The following is an 18184-nucleotide window of genomic DNA, read 5'->3' on the forward strand; positions in this document are numbered from 1 at the left end:
TGGAACAAGGGTATTCGCGAGAAGTACCTCCCATTTCTGACAATAGAGAGGACTATGCAGGCCGTACTGTGACGATATGTCCAGCGAGCGTTCTCCGTGGTACTCGTCACGCCGCGCTTCGATTCAACCCACCGAGCAGCTCGACGGACGCCCCGGGACCGGGACCCCCACAGCGTCTCCCGGTCCCGACCTTCCGCCCATGCCGCCCGAGCCCGCTATCCCGCCCGCACCCGAATGGCAGCCGGGCAGGGCCGCGTTCGTCGGCCTCTGTCTCGGTCTCGTACTGCTGGTGGCGACCTTCTACTTCAGCGTGGGCCAACCCGCCCTGCACACTCCCGCCGCCGCGACCCCCACCACCACCGTCCCCGAGGCGGCCGACTCCACCCCGACACCCAGCGTCTCCCAGAGGCCGACCGCTCCACCTACCCGGTCCACCTCCGATAAAGCGGACCTCGGTGTGGGAGTGGCATTCGGCAAGATCATCGAGACCGACGGTTCCACCCTCATCGTGGCCAGCCCTTTCGGCGGGAAGAAGACCACCGTCCACACCCACCCCCGCACCAAGGTGTACGTACTGATCGCAACCCAGGTGAAGGCGCTTCGCGTCGGCGCCGCGATCGCGGTGTACGGGCGCAGACACCCCGATGGCTCGGTCACCGCCGACGTGATCACCGGGACCTCCCTCGGGCTTCTGGTACCGCGCGGCGCCGGGGACGACCCGCTGTCGACCACGCGGAGCACCCTTTCGAAAAACCCCGTCCCGACCGGTGGGGGCATACATTCCCCCTGACCGGCGGCCGGCGGATCGCACCGACACCGACCACGGTCCCGTTACGGGTTTCGCGGATCCACCGTCTTGTCCATCGACACCACCCGGTCCGTGCCGCGGAACCGAGGCGCCGGCCTCGGCGCGGACCGTGCCGCCGATCCCGGGCCGCTCATCGCGCTACCGCCGGCGCGGATCGGCCGGCGTGAGGTCCACACCGGCCGGTGGGCGCAGCCGCCGCAGGGTGCCGTCCATACTGGTGACGAACAGGGCCCAGGAGTCGCCGTCGCGAGCGATGCGGACCGAGGTGGCGCCATCGGGCGGTATGCGGACCGGATCGGGGCGCCTGATCAGACCGGAGATGATCGCACAACTCTTCCCGGTGCCCGGATCGATGCGGTAGACGGCGCCGATCGCGTGTTCGGCGAGGAAGAGGTCACCGTCGCGGGTGGCTTCCATATCGTCGGGAACCGAGACCAGCTCGGGAATTCCGGTCACGGGCATGGGATGGGCCGGGTCGTCGAGCGGGATACGGAAAACCCGCATCGTCATATTGTCGGTGTAGATCGACGCACCGTCCGGGGCAAGCGCGAGACCGTTGGGCAGTGGCAGCGGCGACCAGATTTCGGTGAACTCGCTCGTGGCCGGCCGGTAGCGGGCGATACCGGCCGGCCCGCCCTTCAGGCCCATGACGCTGAACGCCAGGTCGCCATCCGGGAGGACCAGCAGTCCGTTCGGCGAATCGAGGCCGGTGAGCAGGACCGTCACCGCGCCGGTGTCCAGGTCGTACCGCCGCAGGGTGCCGGGACCGGCGGCGTCCAGGCCGTCGCCGGTCAGGAAATACACGGAACGGTCCACCAACCGGACGCCGGCCGGGTGATCGAGCCCGGTGAGCAGCGTCTCGAAGGTCCCGTCGGCGGCGATGTGGGCGAGGAACCCGTCCTGGATCCCGGTGACATAGAAACCGCCCGAACCGTCGGAATCCAGGTTCTCCAGTTCGCCGACGCCCTCGACGATCGTGGTCGATTCCCATCCGTCCGCGCACATCGGCGGGAACTGTTGTGCCCGCGCGGGTACCGCGGAACCGATACCCGCCGCGACCGCGAGCGCGATCATCACCACACACCCGCGCGACCTCAGGATCCCCGATGTCATGCCGGACAAACCAACAGCGCGGGCATCCGGGGGCGAATCGGTGTGAACCCCATCTTGTCCACATGTGGACTGTATCCGCTCGACCGGCCGTCGCTCGACTTTCGCGGCTTCGCGTGTCGGGCAACACTCGTAGGATGGCCGCCGTGGATACCGCCGACACCGTGTACCTCGAACCTCCCGCCACCGAACCCGGAACGGATGCGGCCCACCAGGTGCTACATCGGGTGTTCGGCTACGAGAGCTTCCGGGGTGAACAGCACGAGATCGTGCGGCATGTGGTGGACGGCGGCGACGCACTGGTACTCATGCCGACCGGCGGCGGCAAATCACTGTGCTACCAGGTCCCCGCGCTGGTCCGCCCGGGGGTCGGGGTGGTGATCTCGCCCCTGATCGCGCTGATGCAGGACCAGGTGGACGCGCTCAGCGCGCTCGGGGTGCGGGCCGGATTCCTGAACTCGACCCAGTTCCCGGACGAGCGGCGCACGGTGGAGGCGCAATTCCTCGCGGGGGAACTGGATCTGCTGTACCTGGCACCGGAACGGCTGCGGCTGGAATCGACGGCGAACCTGTTCGACCGCGGCAGGATCGCCCTGTTCGCGATCGACGAGGCGCACTGCGTCTCGCAGTGGGGCCATGATTTCCGGCCCGACTATCTGGCGCTGTCGGTCCTGCACGAACGCTGGCCGGATGTCCCCCGAATCGCGCTGACCGCGACCGCTACCGAGAAGACCCGCGACGAGATCGTCTCCCGGCTCGATCTGGGCACGGCCCGCCGGTTCGTCGCCGGCTTCGACCGGCCCAACATCCAGTACCGGATCGAACCGAAAAACCGCCCCGAGCGGCAGTTGCTCGATTTCATCCGCACCGAACACGCGGGCGACGCGGGCATCGTCTACTGCCTGTCCCGTAATTCGGTCGAGAAGACCGCCGCATTCCTCACCGAGAACGGCATCGACGCGGTGCCATACCACGCCGGCCTGGACAACCGCACCCGCGCCGCGAACCAGGCCCGGTTCCTGCGCGAGGACGGTCTCGTGGTGGTCGCCACCATCGCCTTCGGAATGGGTATCGACAAACCCGACGTGCGGTTCGTCGCCCACCTGGACCTGCCCAAATCGGTCGAGGGCTACTACCAGGAAACCGGGCGCGCCGGGCGCGACGGCCTGGCCTCCACCGCGTGGATGGTCTACGGCCTGCAGGATGTGGTGCAGCAGCGCAAACTCATCGACGCCTCCGAGGGCGACGCCGCCCACCGCAGGCAGCTGCAATTGCATCTGGACGCCATGCTCGCCCTGTGCGAGACGGTGACCTGTCGCCGCACCCAGCTGCTCGCCTATTTCGGTCAGCACACCGAGCCGTGCGGAAACTGTGATACCTGCCTGCAGCCGCCGGAATCCTGGGACGGTACCGTCGCCGCGCAGAAGCTACTGTCCGCGGTGCTGCGGCTGAAACGGGAACGCGGTCAGAGCTTCGGCGCCGGGCATGTGATCGATATCCTGTTGGGCAAGAAGAACCAGAAGGTCCAGCAGTACGACCATCACGAGCTCAGCGTGTTCGGGGTGGGCACCGATCTGCGCGATACCGAGTGGCGGGGTGTGGTGCGACAGCTGCTGGCCCAGGGCCTGTTGGCCGTGCACGGGGATTACGGCGTGCTCACCCTCACCGAGGCCAGTAGCGAGGTGCTGTTCGACGGCCGCACCGTGCGCCTGCGCCGCGAACCGGAGCGTCCGGCTCCCGCTCGCGCCGTCCGCTCCGCCAAGGCCGCCAAGAGCGTCACGGCCGAGCTCACGGGCCCGGATGCCGAGTTGTTCGAGAAACTGCGCGAATGGCGGGCCGCCACCGCCAGGGAACAGGGAGTGCCCGCCTACGTGGTCTTCCACGACGCCACGCTGCGCGAGATCGCGGCCTGCAAACCGGCGGGTCTGGCCGGGCTGGGCGGTGTCACCGGAGTGGGCGAGAACAAGCTGGCCCGCTACGGCGAGCAAGTGCTCGAGGTACTCACGGACGCGGCGGACGATCCCGCACTGTGACGCTCCCACCGGCGAGCAACGGGCACCACTCGTTCGGACCGGCCGCCGGATCCTGTTGGACACCCCGGCCCGGTATTCCCGCGCGGCGGAAAGCTCCCGACTAGCGTTATGCGACATGGAAACTGGTGACGGCTCCGGTGGGGAGGAAGTGGACGCCGGCGGTGGCACTCAGGGCGGCGAAGTACCCCGTCCTTCCGGCGCGACCGCCCGCCGCGGGGATCCCGCCGTGGAGATCACGTGGCTCGGCCGCCGCCTCCCACGCCGCCGACGCGGCCACCTGCCCCGGCTGTCTACCCTGTTACTGCTCGGCGCGTTCATTGCGGTGCTGGTGCTCTACCTGATGCTGCAACCATAACGACCCGCCCGCGCACCGGGAATAAACCGATTGCCCCGGAGCCTTAAGGTTGACGTTATGAAGGAGAAGGGGCGCAAGGTCATCGCGACCAACCGCCGGGCACGGCACAACTACACGATCCTGGATACCTATGAGGCCGGGATCGCGCTGGTCGGTACCGAGGTCAAGAGTCTGCGTGAGGGCAAGGCCTCGCTGGTGGACGCCTTCGCCACCGTGGACGACGGCGAGGTATGGCTGCGCGGGCTGCACATCCCCGAGTTCAGCCACGGCACCTGGACCAACCACGCGCCGCGCCGGGTCCGCAAGCTCCTGCTACACCGGCGGGAGATCGAGCGCCTGGTCGGCAAGTCCCGCGAAGGCAACCAGACCCTCGTTCCGCTGTCGATGTACTTCTCCGACGGCAAGGTGAAGGTCGAACTGGCCTTGGCCAAGGGTAAGCAGGACTACGACAAACGGCAGGACATCGCCCGCCGCACCGCCGAACGCGAGGTGACCAGGGAAATCGGCCGCCGTGTCAAGGGCATGCGGTAGCGCGGATACGGTCGGGTGCACGCGCCCGAATAATGGGAATGCATCCGGCGAGCGAGGTGTTAACATAGCTGGCCGCGGCAAGATGCCGGGGACGTACGGGGCTGAACGGTTTCGACTGCGTACGTTGATTCAAGGGAAGCGTGTCGGTGCAGGCAAGAGACCACCGTTAAGCGTCGTTGCAACCAATTAAGCGCCGATTCTCATCAGCGCGAGTACGCTCTCGCTGCCTAAGCGACAGCGTCTCTGTCGGCCCGGGATTCGCCCTCGCTCCCGGTGCCGGCATCAGCTAGAGGGCTCACCGTGCGGCTCGGTCGCGGAGTAGCACGGGACAGCACACAGCGACTGGGATCGTCATCCCGGCTTGTTCGCGAGACCGGGAGATCCGAGTAGAGGCACAGCGAACTGCACACGGAGAAGCCTTGGTGACACTGCGGAGGACCCGGGTTCGATTCCCGGCAGCTCCACCAAATTAGTAGTTGTACGAACTAGTCCCTCCGGGGCGCTGACCGACGGTTTACCGCTGGTCAGCGCCCCGGAGGCATTTGTGGGGGCGTTGACGGGGGTGTCGTGGTCGGTGCCGGGTTGGGGGATTCGGAATACGGGGACGATGGTGTCGGGTCCGGTGATCTTGATTTTGGCGATGAGTGTGTCGATGATCGCTTTGCGGGTCTGGTCGTTGCCGGAGGCGATGATGGTGGCGATGTGGTCGGCGATGTCGGTCAGGGCGGCGGGGGAGGGGAGGGTCGGTGCGTTGTCGACGGTGGCGAGGAGTTCGTCTCGGCGGGTGGTGAGTTGTCGGCTGGAGTCGCGTAGTTCGGTGAGTCGTGAGCTGACCAGTTCGGGGTCCATGGTGCCGTTTTCGAACGCTGTGAGGTAGCGGTCGATCTTGGTGTTGATGTCGGTGATCTTGGCGCGGACGGTGGTCAGCTCTTGGTGGTCGGTGGCTTGTCCGGCGTGGTGCTGGCGCTGGGCTTCGGTGACGGCGTCGGCGATGAGTGTGTCATTGTCGCGGTAGAAGGCTGTCAGGGCGTGGAGGACGGCGGTTTCGGCGGCGTCGGCGTCGATCCGGTAGCCGTCGCATTTCTCGGTGCCGTAGCGGTTGCGGTTATGGCAGAAGTAGTACCGGTAGATCTTCTTGTTCCGGCCGTGGCTGCGTGAGCCGACCATGGCGCTGCCGCAGGTGGGGCAGCGCATCTTCCCGGTCAAGTCGTAGTCGTAGCTGTTGGCGCGCAGGCGGGCGGGTTCGGTGGTGCGCTGGGTGGTGATGCGTTCGGCTTCGGCGAAGGCGGCTGGGTCGATGAGGGGTTCGTGGCAGTCGGTGGTGGTGATGTCGCGGAAGGTAAGTTCTCCGAGATAGATGCGGTTGGCGAGTATCCGCAGAACGGAATAGCCGGACCAGGTGCCGCCGCCACTGTTGCGGTGCCCGCGTGTGTTCAGCATGCGGGCGATGGTGGTGGAGCCGAGGCGGTCGTTTGTGTAGAGCTGAAATATCAGGCGAACGATCGGGGATTCGCCAGGGTGGGGAATGAGGGTGTGTGCGGTTTTGTCGGCGGTGTAGCCGAAGGGTCGCCTGCCGCCTTTCCAGAGCCCTTTCGCGGCTTTGCGTTCCATTCCGGCGATGACACGGTCGATGATGGTGTCGCGTTCGAATTGTGCGAAGGTGCCGAGCATTTGTACGAGCATCCGGCCCATGGGGGTCGAGGTGTCGAATGGTTCGGTTGCCGAGCGGAATACCACATCGTATTGTTCGAGATCGTCGAGCAGGGTCACCATGTCGCGCAGGTTGCGGGAGAATCGGTCCACCCGGTAAACCAGCAGGACGTCGATCTGCCCGTCGCGGGCTGCGCGGAGGGCTTCGTGGAGGTCTTTGCGGTTGGTGGTGGCCCCGGAGGCGTCGTCGGAGAAGCGTCGCACGATATGCCAGCCGGGCTGGGAAGCCACGTAGGCTTCGAGGCGCGTGGTTTGTGCGTCGATGGAGTAGGGCTGGTGGTCGTCGTCGGTGGAGCGGCGTGTGTAGATGGCGACTCGTACTGTTTCGAGTTCTTCCAATCGCGCGTGAAATCCGCGCTTGACGTTATTCTTTTTTCTTGCATGGGTCATCGGCAATGGCTCCTCTATCTGACTCTCTCGCTCGAATCGGCGGCGGGCGATGCAAAACTATTCACGCACTGGGCAGTGCGTGAATAGTGAAATTCAGGATAGCTCCATTATTCGAGACATCGGTATTTCATGCTGCTATTTCTCCGTCGCATTCCGGTGTGCTGGTGGGAGATTTCCATTGATTGATAAGAGTCGCGAAGACGGTAACGGCCTGGTTGTATTCGTCGGGTGTCATCTGTTCGGTCTCGACCTGTTCGACGGTGATGCGGCGCCGTTTCTTCGGTCGGTGCAGCGGCACGATGTTGTCGCCTCGTCCGTCGAGACTGCTGGCGGCGTCGGGCTGGAGGGGGTTGTGGCGGTCGGTGTGGTCTGGCACGTTTTCTCCTCCGGCGGGTTCGGGCGGTCGCGGGGTCGGTGTGGTGTGGACCGGGGTCATGCCGCGTCCGGCTCGGGGATATCGGTGTCCAGGACGTCGTCGGCGTCGAGGCCGTCGCCGGGATGGCTGTGTAGGTTTGGTGTGGGCAATGCGTTGAGGTCGATATCGGTGTCGGTGTCGAGCGCTACGGAGTTCCCGTCTGGATTCTCGACAGAAGCGAGGAACTCCGGAGAAGTGGTGATCAGGGCGTTCTCGGTGGGTGAGGCCAGCGAGGCGAATACCGCGCGGTCGGTGCCGCCGACGGCGAGTAGTCCGCTGCCGCGTGCGGCGGAGAGCAGGAATTGTTGCTCGCCCTCGGAGAGCCGGAATGCTGCGGCGACTTCGTCGATGGCTTGGGGTGCTTGGCGGAGCAGGATCTGGGTGGCGGCGTTGGAGACGATCGCGCGCCCGAGTTCGGTGGACAGGACATCGGCGCTGTCCTGGGTGGCGACGGTGAGCCCGGCCCAGTGTTTGCGGAAGCTCTTCGCCGCCTTGAACAGGAACTGGGCTCCGGCGGGTTGGCGCATGAGCAGCCATGCTTCGTCCACGGTGACCATCCGGGGCCGCCGGTCGGCGGGGTTGGAGACCCGCCGCCATGTCGCGTCCAGGACAAGCAGGGTGCCGATGGTCTTGAGTTCCTCGGGCAGCTCCCGCAGTGAGAACACCACCAACCCGCCGTCGAGGTCGGTGGTGGTGGGTCCGTCGAGCAGTCCGGCGTAGGCGCCTGCGCCGACGTAGGGCGAGAGTCCGTCGGCGATCTCGCCGGCCGTGGGTGTGGCGAGTCGGGCCAGGTGCTCACGTAGGGCGCTCAGGGTCGGGGCCGGGTGGGTCCAGGTGGCGGGGTCGTCGGTGATTCCGGCGGCGGTATAGGTGGCGGTCAGGGCGGTGTCGAGGGCTGCTCGCTGGGTGGGGTTCTGGTTGCCGAGCAGGACCGCGACGAGGGTGTGCAGGAACAGTTTGCGGCGGGTGAGAGCGTCGGCGGGGGCACTGCGGCTGCCGTCGGGGCGGGTGTGGATTTCCAGGTCGAAGGGATTGAGCCGCTGCCCTTCCGCACCGAGCCGCAGGTGCGTGCCGCCGACCGCGTGGGCGAGGCGGCGGTATTCGTTTTCGGGGTCGATGACGATTTGTTCGATCCCCCGATACAGCGAGCGCAGGATCTCGGTCTTGACCAGATACGACTTGCCCGCGCCGCTGCGGCCCAGGACGACCAGGTTGTGGTTGTGGGCTTCGGCGGCGAAGCGGTCCACGAACAGCAGGCCCGAGGCGGCGTCGCGGCCGTAGAACACGCCCGAAGGGCGTTCGGCCTGTGCCGGGTCGGCGGCGGGCAGTTGCGGGGAGTCGAAGGGGAACGCCGCAGCGAGGGCGGTGGTGTCGAAGGTGCGCCGCACCCGAATCAGATCCAAGCCCAGGGGCAAGGTGGTGGCCCAGGCTTGCGCGGCGCGGTAGGCCAGGGTGCAGGTGTCCACGAGCAGGCTCGCCGCCAGCGCGCGGACCGCGGCGAGTTCGTCGGCGAGTTCGGCTTCGGTGTCGGCGTGGACGGTGAGGTAGATCCCCACCCGGAACAGCCGCGCTTCGGCGCGGGCCACGCGCGCCGACAACTCAGCGGCGTCTTCGACCGCGACATCGACCTGCGGATCCGACAGGCGGCCCCGGCCCGCGTCGTGCATGCGGGAGGACTCCAGACGCGCGAGCTGGCGACGCAACTGGGTGCCGGCGGTGACCGGGTCGACGGGGTCGATGTGCACGGCGACCTCGATGCGCCCGGGATGGGTCAGTAGCGGAGCGAGCCAGCCGGCCGTGACTTCTCTGGGGTATCCGGTGACCGCGATGGTGGCGGCCCAGTCGCCGCCGATCTCCAGGTGTCGGGTGCCGATCGTCAACGACTCGGGCGCGAACCCGGCCGCCTCCGGCCCGGCGAACGGGTCCGGCGCCCCGGCTTCGCCCGATCCGGCGGCGGTGACCACGGCCGTCGCGGACGAGACGTCGGCCGTGGCGGAGACGAGGCCCTCGGGATTGCAGCAACTGCGCAGGACCGCGCTGGCTTGGAAGTCGTCGAGGGCGGTGACGGTCACGCCCAGCGGGGACAAGACATCGGCGGCTTCGTTGAGCCGACGCAGCAGCCGCGACTCCGCGCCGCGACGCACGGCGGTCGACATGGCACGCCGGGTCCGGTTTCGCCTGAACAGGTTGGCCCGCGGCGAGGTGGTGGCGAGGTGGTTGAGTGGTTCGTGCCAGACGAGCAGTACCTGGCGGCGGGCCAGGTACTCCCCCGCAGCGAGGTCGTTCAGGTGCGCGGCGTGATCGGCTGCGGCGACGGCCAGCTCCGCAGACATTTCGCGGGCGGCGGCATGCAGGCCGGTGAGGTGGGCGGTCAGGTCAAGGCGGGCCGAGCGGATGAGAACCTGTACGGGCTGGCGCAAGGTGTGCAGCCAGCCCGCGAGCTGCCCGACGAGGCTGTCCTGCTCGGCCGGGGTCCGCAACGACAGATTCAAGGTGCCCGCGACCGCGACGACAGCCAGCCCGTCGCCCCCGAGATCGATCACCCCGACACCAGTACTGCCGGGGGTCACCGCTTCCGGTAGCCGCTGATCCTGAGTCGATAGTGCTGCCGGGCGCGGCGGGCGGGGGCGAGATCGCGTGGCGCGGTCGGTGATCCACCTCGGCGCCGCGAGTGCAGTTGCCTCGGTGCCGGTCACGAGGTGGCGGGATGAGAGGCGGTGCCGGATCGCGGCGACCAGCAGCAGGTCGGTGGAGAGCCCGTCGCGGCGGGTCGAGATGGCGACGGTGACCACGACCGCGATCGGAGCGGCAGCGGCAAGGAACACCGCGGGTGCGAGGACGGCCCGGGTCGCGATCCACGCCGAGTACAGCAGTAGTGCGGTGGCGGCGAGGATGGCGAGCTGACGGGCGGTGAACGGGCCGATCAACCGATCGGAGCGATCGACATCAGCAGGTATACGAACGATCGTGCTGCTCATCGACGAGTTCCTCCTCGGGGAGCGCGTGGCGCGCGGCGGCGCACGGGCAGGTCGGGCATCGGCAGATGCAGCTGACGCCCCGCTGGACGCGCGGGTATGGATGGTTGTGGTGGGTTCGGTGGCGGTGGTGCGGGTTTGACCCGGGTCACCGGGAACGGCAGCGGGTACTGGCCGCTGCGGGTGGGCCGGTTTCGCGCGTAGGGGTCGGCTGGTGGCTGTTCGGCGAAATCGAAAGAGAGCTGTTGCGGTCGACGCCGCGCAGCCGCTCGCGCCGTTGAGGGTTGGGGAGGCGGTGGTGGCGAGGGCCGTACCCGACGCACGGCGATCGGCAAGGGGTACTGGCCTCCCTTTCCGGGCCGGATTCCCCGATAGGGGTCGGGTTCGGCGAAGTCGAACGCGAGTTGCCGCCCACGCGGCGCGCGACCCGGGGACGGACCGGTGGATCCGGTGCGTGCCGGGCCCGGTTCCCGCCGTACGCGACGCACACCCTCGAGAGGCAGCATGAGCTGCCCGTCGCGTGTCGAGCGAACCCGCGCATACGGGTCCGCAGGTCCAGTGCCGGCTGAGCCGGTGCGAGGGGCTCGCGGGAGGCGGGCGGCTCGCTGGGCGGGTGGCGCCGAGGCGGCGGTCGCGGCGCTGCCCGAGGTGGCTCCTTTGAGCAGGCCGAGGGTCTTGTAGGCGATGTAGCCTCGCACGATCGATCCGGCGAAGCTGCGGCCTTGGCCGATCTTGAGGACCGACAGCAGCCACATCGGGGTCTTGATCAAGATGAACATCAATGCCAAGGCGACGGTCAGGTCGGCGATTTCGTTGGCGTCGGGGCCGAAGAGGTGCCAGCCGCCGGGGGTGAGCAGTACCCGTAGGACGGTTACCAGTGTCAGTGATTGCACCACCTGGATGGCCAGGCAGGCGGCGAACGAGCGCCACCACCATCGGGCTATGCCGTCGATGCCGGGCAGTGCGTGGCACATCAGGAGCAGTGGGGCGCCCACGATCAGCAGGATCGTGATCGTGACCCGCACGACGTAGGAGATCAGCAGCACGAGCAGCATCACCGCCAGCGCCAGCTGCAACAGCAGGAAAACGCCTCGGCTCTGGCCGCTGGTCACCGCGAGCTCGGCCAGCGCGTCGGCCGCCGACCCGGAGTCGACACCGTCGCCGGCTACCGCGCCGGCGAGGGCGTTGGCGAACCCGATGCCCGCCGTGGCGATCATCATGCTCAGTCCCCCGGCACCGAACCCGACCACCAGGCGAGGTGCGAGCTCGCGGATCGACCACTGGGTCTGCAGCGTTTCGCGAGCCATGAGCAGCACCCCGGCGGCCATCACGACCAGGACATAGAGGGCGGTGACGATCTGCCACGACTGGTTCCACAGCACCCCGATCTCCGGTATCTGCCCGGGTTCCGGAGTAGTGAGCAAAGTTTCCGACAGCAGTTCGAGCAACGGATTGAGCGCGGTTTCCACGATCCGCTGAAAGAACCCGTCGATGGCGTTCTCCACGCAGCCGTTGATGTCGGTGACCCCGCACTCGGCCGACCCGGCCCCCGATTCCGTCGGCGACGGGGTGGCGGGTGTGGTCGGGGTGGGCGAGGCCGGTGTGGTGGAGGGTGGGGTCACCCACCGGCTCGGCGGAGTTGTCGTGGTCGGTGGTGTGGCCGTCGGGGCGGGTGTGGCCGGTGTCGGTGTGACCGGCACGGGCGGTGTCGGTGTCGCGGGCTGGGCGGCGGCACCGGCCGCGCCGATGACGGCGATCAGGACCGCGGCCAGTACCGCCGCTGCGGTCGCGGCAGCGGCACGCGACATGAGCAAGTGCCTGGCAGGTGCGGGTGGGGCTTGGGCCGTGGTGTTCACGGTCAGGCTCCGATGATGGATTTGAGCACGGTGACGATGACCGGTGCCAGCATCGCGAGCGCGTAGCCGAGACAGGCGGCGCGGAACGCGGTCTTGGCTTTTTCGATCTCGCTGGGATCGCCGCCGCCGAGGAGATACCGGGCACCGGCGATGGTCAAAACAGTGTCGCCAGCCCGGCCAGGATCCCGACGATCCAGCTGCGTGCGTTGTCGATGACCTCGCCCAGCGAGGAGGCGATCGCCAGCACGTCGGTGTGCGGCGGTGCGGCCGACGCCGATCCGGCCACGAGCACCAGCAGCGCCACGGTGGCGCCCAGCGTCGCCAGGAGGGTCGGCCACCGGCGACGCAGCACCCGCAGTCGGATCGGGGCCTGGGCGAGGGTGAGGTGTTTACGGTGGGTGTTCATGCCGCAGCCTCCTGCCCGTTGTAGGTGCTCGACTGCGCCTGTGCCGGGGTGTGCCGATTCGGTCGGCGCCCTCGCCGGGGTGAGGGGGCGGGCGGTGTGAGTGCGGTGACTGCCTCGGCTTCGACCGTGCTCGTCCGCTCGGGGTCGAGGTCGTGGAGGCGCTCGCTCAGCCACGCTGCCAGTGCGCGCTCGGCGCGGGGACGCGCCTTGCGTAGCTTCCACACCGACACGCCGCGCTCGGCGGCCAGCGTGGTCAGCGTCCGCTTCTCCCATCGCGATGCTGCGATGAGTTCGCTCTCCTCTTCGGAGATCACTCCGGCGGCCACGGCGTGGGCCAGGACCGTGTCGGGATGGCCCGGTCCGGCCATGATCGAGCGCGCCCGCAGCGCGAGCGGACCGAGGTCGTCTTCTAGGTCGCCTACCGATGCAGCAAGGGATTGCTGCTGGTTCGCTGCTTTGCGTGTGGCGCGGTAGGCCACCCAGCGCAGCCGATGCCAGAGTCCCGGCCGGTCGACGTTGACGTCACCGAGACGGGCCAGGAACCCTGCCAGCACCTCGGATTCGATGTCGTGGCGGTGCCCGCTGCCCAGCGCGGCGTATTTCCCGGCTGACCTCGCCAGCATCGGGGCCGCCAGCCCCGCGCACACCAGCATCGCGTCGTCGGCCTCGGCGCGGACTCGTTCGAGCAGCCACACCCAGATCGCGTCGATCTCCTCGATCGGCGTGGCCTGATCCCACAGCCGCTCGCGCAACTCGTCCCACGTCCGGATCGGGCTACCAGTTGCGGCCCCCGTTGTCGGTACCGGACGCGGATCGGCGGGTACCACCGCGGCGGCGATCCGGTCGAAACCCGCCCGGACCACTGCCAGTGGCGAGCCCGGCTCACCGCCCGGACCCGCATATTTCACGAGGCTCGAATTATTCACAAGAAGCTCCTTGCTAGATCGAAAAATTCCGACCTCACAAGGACACCGGCGACCTCTATCCGAAACGCATCCAAACCCTATCCAAATCACACCCAAACCCCATCTAAAACACATCCAAGTCAAATCTTGGACATGATGGCAACCTCTCGGCTACCGGACCGAGTCCATGCCGGGACCTCTACATCGACGCCGCGTTCATGCGCGTCTACCAGCAGGTATGAGCGGCCGGATAGATGCAGGATATGAATTGGATATGTTTCAGATAGGAGGCGGATAGACCCTCCGAACACGGAGGCAACCCTCTGAAAAGTTTTCAAAATAAATTTCTCCGAGCCTTCGCTCCGAACAGCATTGCGCCTCGAATTTTCGGCTCACGAAATTCTCAGAAAAATTCTTCGATCGCAGTGTCCCGAAATCGGCGTTTCGGCGGAAGTAAGAGAGTGCACACCGCTCTCTCGCCAGGAGGCCCTGCAATGACCGCCAGCTCCCGCCGCCCCCGCGCCATTACCACCGCTACTGTCCGGGTCCCCTCGACCTTGTGGGCGATCGGTCCCGAACCACCGCATCCCGACGACCGCTGGCCCGGCCCGATTCTGGCCCGCACGATCGCCGAGTTCTCTGAGCCAGGGTCGCGGGTGATGCTGGTCGGCTGGCCCGCCCCCACCGCACGAGGCACCCTGCGGATCCTCGAACCCGACACCGCCCACGCTCTCGCCGCGATCAGCGATCTGGACCGCCACGCCCTCGACGCGCCCACCGGCCGGGACCGCTGCGGGGAGCCGGTGGATCTGGTTGTCGCGAGCCTGCTGGCCGAGCACCTCGACCCGATCGCTGCCGCCGAGCACGTCACCACGATCGCGACCGAGGTGCTGGCGATGGGCGGTTTGCTGGTTGTTCTCTCCCGGTGCCGCCACAGCGACTCCGGGGTCCTGCTCGATCCCGCCGGTTCGGTGGTGGCCGCAGCCCAAGCCGCCGATCTGCTCTACCTCCAGCACATCATCGCCGCGCCCGTCAGCGGCACCACTATCACCGCCGCCGACCTCGAGGACTCGGCCTCGAGAGTCGCGCGCCACCGGGTTGCGCACACCGACGTTTTCGTTCTCCTCCAGCCGGCCCATGGCTGACCCGGCACAACCCCTGCCCTGCCCGAACTCTCACCTGAAGGACGCCCCCATGGCCCTCGATCCCTCCGCCACCAACAACGCCGATATCGACTCCGCAATCCCCGCACAGACCGATCCGGCCACCATGCCGGTGTCGGTGTGGGCGACGGCCCAGAACGCTCCCACCGCGCAGCGTCGGGGCCGCTACCACCCGGACAGCACCGCCCACCCGGCCAAGATGTTCCCGGCCATCGTCCAGCACGCGGTCGCCACCTACACCCGCCCGGGGGACCTCGTCCTGGACCCGATGTGCGGGATCGGCACCACCCTCGTCGAGTCGCTGCACCTGGGCCGCCGCGCTATCGGCGTGGAGTACGAGTCGCGGTGGGCGGACCTGGCCCGCACCAACATCGGCCTGGCCCGGGACGCGGGCATCGATCTCGACGCGGCCGTCTACCACGGAGACGCCCGCAAGCTACCCGCCCTGATTCCGGCCGAGCTGCGCGGCCAGGCGAGTCTGGTGATCACCTCCCCGCCCTACGGCGACAGCTTGCACGGCCACGTCCGCGCCAACCGCACCCAGCCGATACGCAAGTCCAACCACCGCTACGGCCAAGTCCTCGACCGGGGCAACCTCGCCAACGTCGGACTCGGCCGGCTGCTCTCGGGATTCACCAAGATCCTCGCCGGGGCCGTCGAATACCTCGCCCCCGGCGGGCATGTGGTGATCACCGCGCGCCCGTGGCGTCAGCACGCCGAACTCGTACCGCTACCCAGCCACCTCTACACCTGCGGCGAGCTGGCCGGGCTCGTGCCGGTGGAGCGGTGCGTGGCACTGCTGGGCCGGCTCAGTGACGGCGAACTCGTCGCGCGGTCGAGCTTCTTCCAACGCGACTTCGTCGTCAAGCAACGCGCTGCCGGGCTGCCGATACACCTCATCGCCCACGAAGACGTCGTCATCCTACGCAAACCCGAAATGGCGGCCAGCGCCACCGAACGACGCCGCGCGAACGGACAATTCCCCTTCGGCACGTCGGCAACCTTGCCGACACCCGATACCACCGGGCCGGGATCGGTGGCCGCGTGAACACCGCACAGACCCCCGAGCAGGGATGGCTGGGCCGAGAGCTCCTCGCGCCCGGCCAGGCATTGACCGACCTGAGCGACGCGATCGACCACGCACTCCTGTCCGTGGATGGGCTGGTCGTAGTGCCCACCGTGCTCGGTGTACTTGCCACGGTCTCGGTTCTGCTCCGGTGGCGTCGGCGCCGGCTGCGTGCCCGTGCTCGCCAGATCACCGTGCGCACCCCGCCTGAGGTCGACGCCAAAGGCGCGCTTGCCTTCTGGGCGCATCTGATCGGGCAGCTGCGCCCGGCCTGGGCACGGGCGCTGCTCGGGCAGCCGCATCTCGGGTTCGAATACACCGTCACCCCGGAGAAGGGAGCCGTGATCCGGCTGTGGGTGCCCGGCGCGATCCCGCCCGGCCTGATCGAGCGGGCCATCGCGTCCGCGTGGCCCGGCGCGCACACCGACACCCTCGATCCCGCCCGGCCCCCGCTACCGGTCCCGGTGAAGGGGGTGCGGCGGGTCGTGGCCGGGGGCGAGTTGCGGCTCGGGCGCCGGGAGGGGTTGCCGTTGAGTACGGATCACTCCGGGGATCTGGTGCGCAACCTGATCACCGCCGCCGACGACCTCGGCCCCGGTCAGGTCGCCTGCGTGCAGATCCTCGCCCGCCCGGTCACCGGCCGCCGTGTCGCCCGCGCGACCCGCGCCACGGCCAGCACCGCCGCCCCGACAGCGGTCCTCGTGGGGTTGCTGCGCGAGGCCCTGAACCTGCTCACGCCCGGTGCCACCACCGGTCGCGCCTCCCACACCGCCGCTGGTGTGGGAGGTGGGCGGGCCGGCGACCGGCAGACCTCGCTGGAGTTCAGTGCCGCCGTCCGCGCCGCCGCGGCCAAAGCACGAGGTGCCCATTGGGAGACCGTGGTCCGCTACGCCGCCTCCATCCCCACCGACCCCGATGACAGCGTTCCGACAGCGCGAGCGCGAGCGGTGGCCCGGGGGCGGGCTGATGCTCTTGCGACGGTGTTCGGGGCGTGCACCGACCACAACTTCTACCGGCGTCGGCGTCGCCCCTTCCGTCTCGCCACGGTGATCAGGCAGCGCCGTCTCGGGCGTGGGGACGTGTTGTCGGTGCCCGAACTCGCCACGATCGCGCATCTGCCCACCGATGACGGGCTCCCCGGCCTGCAGCGCGCCGGGGCCCGTGCCCTGTCCCCCGCCCCGGAGATCCCTGTCGGCGGGGAGCACACGAAACCGTTGGGCATGGCCGATACCGGGACTCGGCGCCCGGTCGCGGTCAAAGTCCACGACGCCCGCCACCACATGCACATCCTCGGTCCTACCGGTGTCGGCAAGTCCACGTTGTTGGCGCGGACGATCCTTGATGACGCCGACGCGGGGCGCGGGGTGATCGTGATCGACCCGAAGGGCGACCTCGTCACCGACGTCCTGTCCCGGCTGCCTTCCCGGATGGGTGAACGGGTCACGCTGTTCGACGCCGACTCGGCTGCTCCGCCGCCGTGTGTGAATCCGCTCGATATCGGCCGGATCGGTCGCGCGGGAACCGATCTCGCCGTCGACAACCTCGTCACGATCTTTCACCGGATCTTTCACCAGTGGTGGGGTCCGCGCACCGACGACATCATGCGGGCGAGCCTGCTCACCCTGTGCGCGCAACCCGGCACTGCCACCCTGGCCGATCTGCCGCGGCTGCTCACCGAGCCCGCGCTGCGGGCCCGTGTCACCCGCACCACCAAAGATCCGGTGTTGCGCGGGTTCTGGGATAGCTATGAGCAATTGAGCGATACCGGCCGCGCACAGCTCACCGGGCCGCTGCTCAACAAACTGCGCGCGTTCCTGTTGAGGCCGTTCGTGCGTTCGGCCATCGCGGGCGGGCCCTCAACCGTCGAGTTCGCCGACATCCTCGACAACGGCGGTATCTGCCTCGCGCGGCTGCCGAAAGGCTCGCTGGGAGAGGAAACCTCGCGTCTGGTCGGGTCGCTGCTGGTGGCGCGGACATGGCAGGCGGTGACCGCGCGGGCGAGGGTGCCCGCCGCCGACCGGCCCGACGCCGCACTCGTCCTCGACGAGGCCCAGAACTTCCTCAACCTGTCGACCCCGATCGAGGACATGCTCGCCGAAGCCCGCGGGTTACGCCTGTCGCTGCTGCTGGCACATCAGAACCTCGGCCAGCTCTCCCGCGAACTCCGCGACGGAATCTCGGCCAATGCCCGCAACAAGGTCATCTTCGCCGTCAGCCCCGATGACGCCCGCGACCTGGCCCGCCACACCGAACCCTGGCTATCCGAGCACGACCTGACCCACCTCGATGCCTTCCACGCCGCCGCCCGACTGCTGGTCGACGGCCGCAACGCCCGCCCGTTCACCCTCACCACCCAACGGTTGCCCGCACCGACCCCGGGCCGCGCCCGCGAGATCGCCGCCGCTGCCCGCGACCAGCTCACAGGCCAGCCCCCTGCCGTTCCCTGAGAAAGGCGCCCGCA

The 18184-nt window shown here is 68.3% G+C and carries 16 protein-coding genes, 1 other RNA gene and 1 pseudogene; 10 read left to right on the plus strand and 8 right to left on the minus strand.

The window, feature by feature from the left end; translation table 11 throughout:
• Positions 1 to 76 precede the first annotated feature (76 nt).
• The gene (locus ON20_RS18860) at positions 77 to 790 is read left to right on the plus strand and encodes a hypothetical protein (RefSeq protein WP_218002556.1); all 714 of its coding nucleotides are present in this window, start codon (positions 77 to 79) and stop codon (positions 788 to 790) included.
• A gap of 156 nt (positions 791 to 946) precedes the next feature.
• Here ON20_RS18860 and ON20_RS18865 read toward each other — a convergent pair whose 3' ends face one another.
• On the minus strand, positions 947 to 1882 hold the full coding sequence (locus tag ON20_RS18865) for an SMP-30/gluconolactonase/LRE family protein (RefSeq protein ID WP_245547317.1): 936 nt from the start codon (positions 1880 to 1882) through the stop codon (positions 947 to 949).
• Positions 1883 to 2055: 173 nt separating this feature from the next.
• On the opposite strand from ON20_RS18865, the gene recQ reads away from it, so the two are divergent.
• The 5 genes from recQ to ON20_RS37990 all read left to right on the plus strand — a co-directional run bounded on the left by recQ (position 2056) and on the right by ON20_RS37990 (position 5995).
• Positions 2056 to 3951 carry a DNA helicase RecQ gene (recQ, locus tag ON20_RS18870; RefSeq protein WP_051162785.1) on the plus strand — a complete coding sequence of 632 codons (1896 nt, stop codon included), beginning with the start codon at positions 2056 to 2058 and terminating at the stop codon, positions 3949 to 3951.
• A 115-nt stretch (positions 3952 to 4066) separates the two neighbouring features.
• Complete coding sequence (locus tag ON20_RS18875; RefSeq protein WP_040837200.1) at positions 4067 to 4306, plus strand: WLR motif membrane protein; 240 nt, start codon at positions 4067 to 4069, stop codon at positions 4304 to 4306.
• A 57-nt stretch (positions 4307 to 4363) separates the two neighbouring features.
• Positions 4364 to 4837, plus strand: a complete 474-nt coding sequence (smpB, locus tag ON20_RS18880; RefSeq protein WP_040837202.1) for an SsrA-binding protein SmpB — start codon at positions 4364 to 4366, stop codon at positions 4835 to 4837.
• A gap of 97 nt (positions 4838 to 4934) precedes the next feature.
• Positions 4935 to 5304: a transfer-messenger RNA gene (gene ssrA, locus ON20_RS34595) on the plus strand.
• A gap of 463 nt (positions 5305 to 5767) precedes the next feature.
• Positions 5768 to 5995: a hypothetical protein gene (locus ON20_RS37990; RefSeq protein ID WP_218002557.1), complete on the plus strand. Its 228-nt coding sequence runs from the start codon at positions 5768 to 5770 to the stop codon at positions 5993 to 5995.
• On the opposite strand, the pseudogene ON20_RS40620 reads toward ON20_RS37990, so the two are convergent.
• From ON20_RS40620 to ON20_RS37410, 4 genes and pseudogenes are all read right to left on the minus strand, one after another.
• A pseudogene (locus ON20_RS40620) lies at positions 5921 to 6937 on the minus strand (recombinase family protein); the annotation flags it as partial. The gene ON20_RS37990 and the pseudogene ON20_RS40620 overlap by 75 nt on opposite strands.
• A gap of 127 nt (positions 6938 to 7064) precedes the next feature.
• Positions 7065 to 7313 carry a hypothetical protein gene (locus ON20_RS18890; protein WP_157228897.1) on the minus strand — a complete coding sequence of 83 codons (249 nt, stop codon included), beginning with the start codon at positions 7311 to 7313 and terminating at the stop codon, positions 7065 to 7067.
• A gap of 56 nt (positions 7314 to 7369) precedes the next feature.
• Positions 7370 to 10330: a VirB4 family type IV secretion system protein gene (locus tag ON20_RS34610; RefSeq protein ID WP_169332355.1), complete on the minus strand. Its 2961-nt coding sequence runs from the start codon at positions 10328 to 10330 to the stop codon at positions 7370 to 7372.
• Complete coding sequence (locus tag ON20_RS37410; protein WP_051162788.1) at positions 10327 to 11832, minus strand: TrbL/VirB6 family protein; 1506 nt, start codon at positions 11830 to 11832, stop codon at positions 10327 to 10329. Before ON20_RS37410 ends, ON20_RS34610 begins: the two co-directional genes overlap by 4 nt.
• Between ON20_RS37410 and ON20_RS33240 the strand changes: the two genes are divergently transcribed.
• Complete coding sequence (locus ON20_RS33240) at positions 11819 to 12199, plus strand: hypothetical protein (RefSeq protein WP_051162791.1); 381 nt, start codon at positions 11819 to 11821, stop codon at positions 12197 to 12199. The two genes, ON20_RS37410 and ON20_RS33240, sit on opposite strands and share 14 nt — an antisense overlap.
• On the opposite strand, the gene ON20_RS38000 is transcribed toward ON20_RS33240, so the two are convergent.
• From ON20_RS38000 to ON20_RS33245, 3 genes are read right to left on the minus strand one after another with little or no spacing between them, the layout of a single operon-like run.
• Positions 12186 to 12341 carry a hypothetical protein gene (locus ON20_RS38000; RefSeq protein ID WP_218002558.1) on the minus strand — a complete coding sequence of 52 codons (156 nt, stop codon included), beginning with the start codon at positions 12339 to 12341 and terminating at the stop codon, positions 12186 to 12188. The genes ON20_RS33240 and ON20_RS38000 overlap by 14 nt on opposite strands.
• The gene (locus tag ON20_RS38005; protein WP_218002559.1) at positions 12338 to 12589 is read right to left on the minus strand and encodes a hypothetical protein; all 252 of its coding nucleotides are present in this window, start codon (positions 12587 to 12589) and stop codon (positions 12338 to 12340) included. Before ON20_RS38005 ends, ON20_RS38000 begins: the two co-directional genes overlap by 4 nt.
• A complete protein-coding gene (locus tag ON20_RS33245; protein ID WP_051162793.1) occupies positions 12586 to 13515 on the minus strand; it encodes a hypothetical protein in 930 nt (309 codons plus the stop codon). The genes ON20_RS38005 and ON20_RS33245 overlap by 4 nt, the downstream gene beginning before the upstream one ends.
• Before the next feature lie 473 nt (positions 13516 to 13988).
• On the opposite strand from ON20_RS33245, the gene ON20_RS33250 reads away from it, so the two are divergent.
• The 3 genes from ON20_RS33250 to ON20_RS35765 are packed head-to-tail and all read left to right on the plus strand — an operon-like array spanning position 13989 to position 18170.
• Entirely contained in the window at positions 13989 to 14639 is a 651-nt protein-coding gene (locus tag ON20_RS33250; RefSeq protein ID WP_157228898.1) for a hypothetical protein, read from the plus strand.
• Positions 14640 to 14688: 49 nt separating this feature from the next.
• The gene (locus tag ON20_RS18920) at positions 14689 to 15705 is read left to right on the plus strand and encodes a TRM11 family SAM-dependent methyltransferase (RefSeq protein WP_040837207.1); all 1017 of its coding nucleotides are present in this window, start codon (positions 14689 to 14691) and stop codon (positions 15703 to 15705) included.
• Positions 15702 to 18170 carry a type IV secretory system conjugative DNA transfer family protein gene (locus ON20_RS35765; RefSeq protein WP_051162797.1) on the plus strand — a complete coding sequence of 823 codons (2469 nt, stop codon included), beginning with the start codon at positions 15702 to 15704 and terminating at the stop codon, positions 18168 to 18170. Before ON20_RS18920 ends, ON20_RS35765 begins: the two co-directional genes overlap by 4 nt.
• Positions 18171 to 18184 lie beyond the last annotated feature (14 nt).

The sequence above is a fragment of the Nocardia brevicatena NBRC 12119 genome (genome assembly GCF_000308495.1).
GTDB classification, from domain to species: Bacteria; Actinomycetota; Actinomycetes; order Mycobacteriales; family Mycobacteriaceae; genus Nocardia; species Nocardia brevicatena.

Bases quoted from the DNA above. Each gene is read 5' to 3' on its own strand.
- ON20_RS18860 (WP_218002556.1), top strand. From the start codon at position 77: ATGTCCAGCGAGCGTTCTCCGTGGTACTCGTCACGCCGCGCTTCGATT.
- ON20_RS18865 (WP_245547317.1), bottom strand. From the start codon at position 1,882: ATGATCGCGCTCGCGGTCGCGGCGGGTATCGGTTCCGCGGTACCCGCG.
- recQ (WP_051162785.1), top strand. From the start codon at position 2,056: ATGGCCGCCGTGGATACCGCCGACACCGTGTACCTCGAACCTCCCGCC.
- ON20_RS18875 (WP_040837200.1), top strand. From the start codon at position 4,067: ATGGAAACTGGTGACGGCTCCGGTGGGGAGGAAGTGGACGCCGGCGGT.
- smpB (WP_040837202.1), top strand. From the start codon at position 4,364: ATGAAGGAGAAGGGGCGCAAGGTCATCGCGACCAACCGCCGGGCACGG.
- ON20_RS34610 (WP_169332355.1), bottom strand. From the start codon at position 10,330: ATGAGCAGCACGATCGTTCGTATACCTGCTGATGTCGATCGCTCCGAT.
- ON20_RS33240 (WP_051162791.1), top strand. From the start codon at position 11,819: ATGGCGTTCTCCACGCAGCCGTTGATGTCGGTGACCCCGCACTCGGCC.
- ON20_RS38005 (WP_218002559.1), bottom strand. From the start codon at position 12,589: ATGAACACCCACCGTAAACACCTCACCCTCGCCCAGGCCCCGATCCGA.
- ON20_RS33250 (WP_157228898.1), top strand. From the start codon at position 13,989: ATGACCGCCAGCTCCCGCCGCCCCCGCGCCATTACCACCGCTACTGTC.
- ON20_RS18920 (WP_040837207.1), top strand. From the start codon at position 14,689: ATGGCCCTCGATCCCTCCGCCACCAACAACGCCGATATCGACTCCGCA.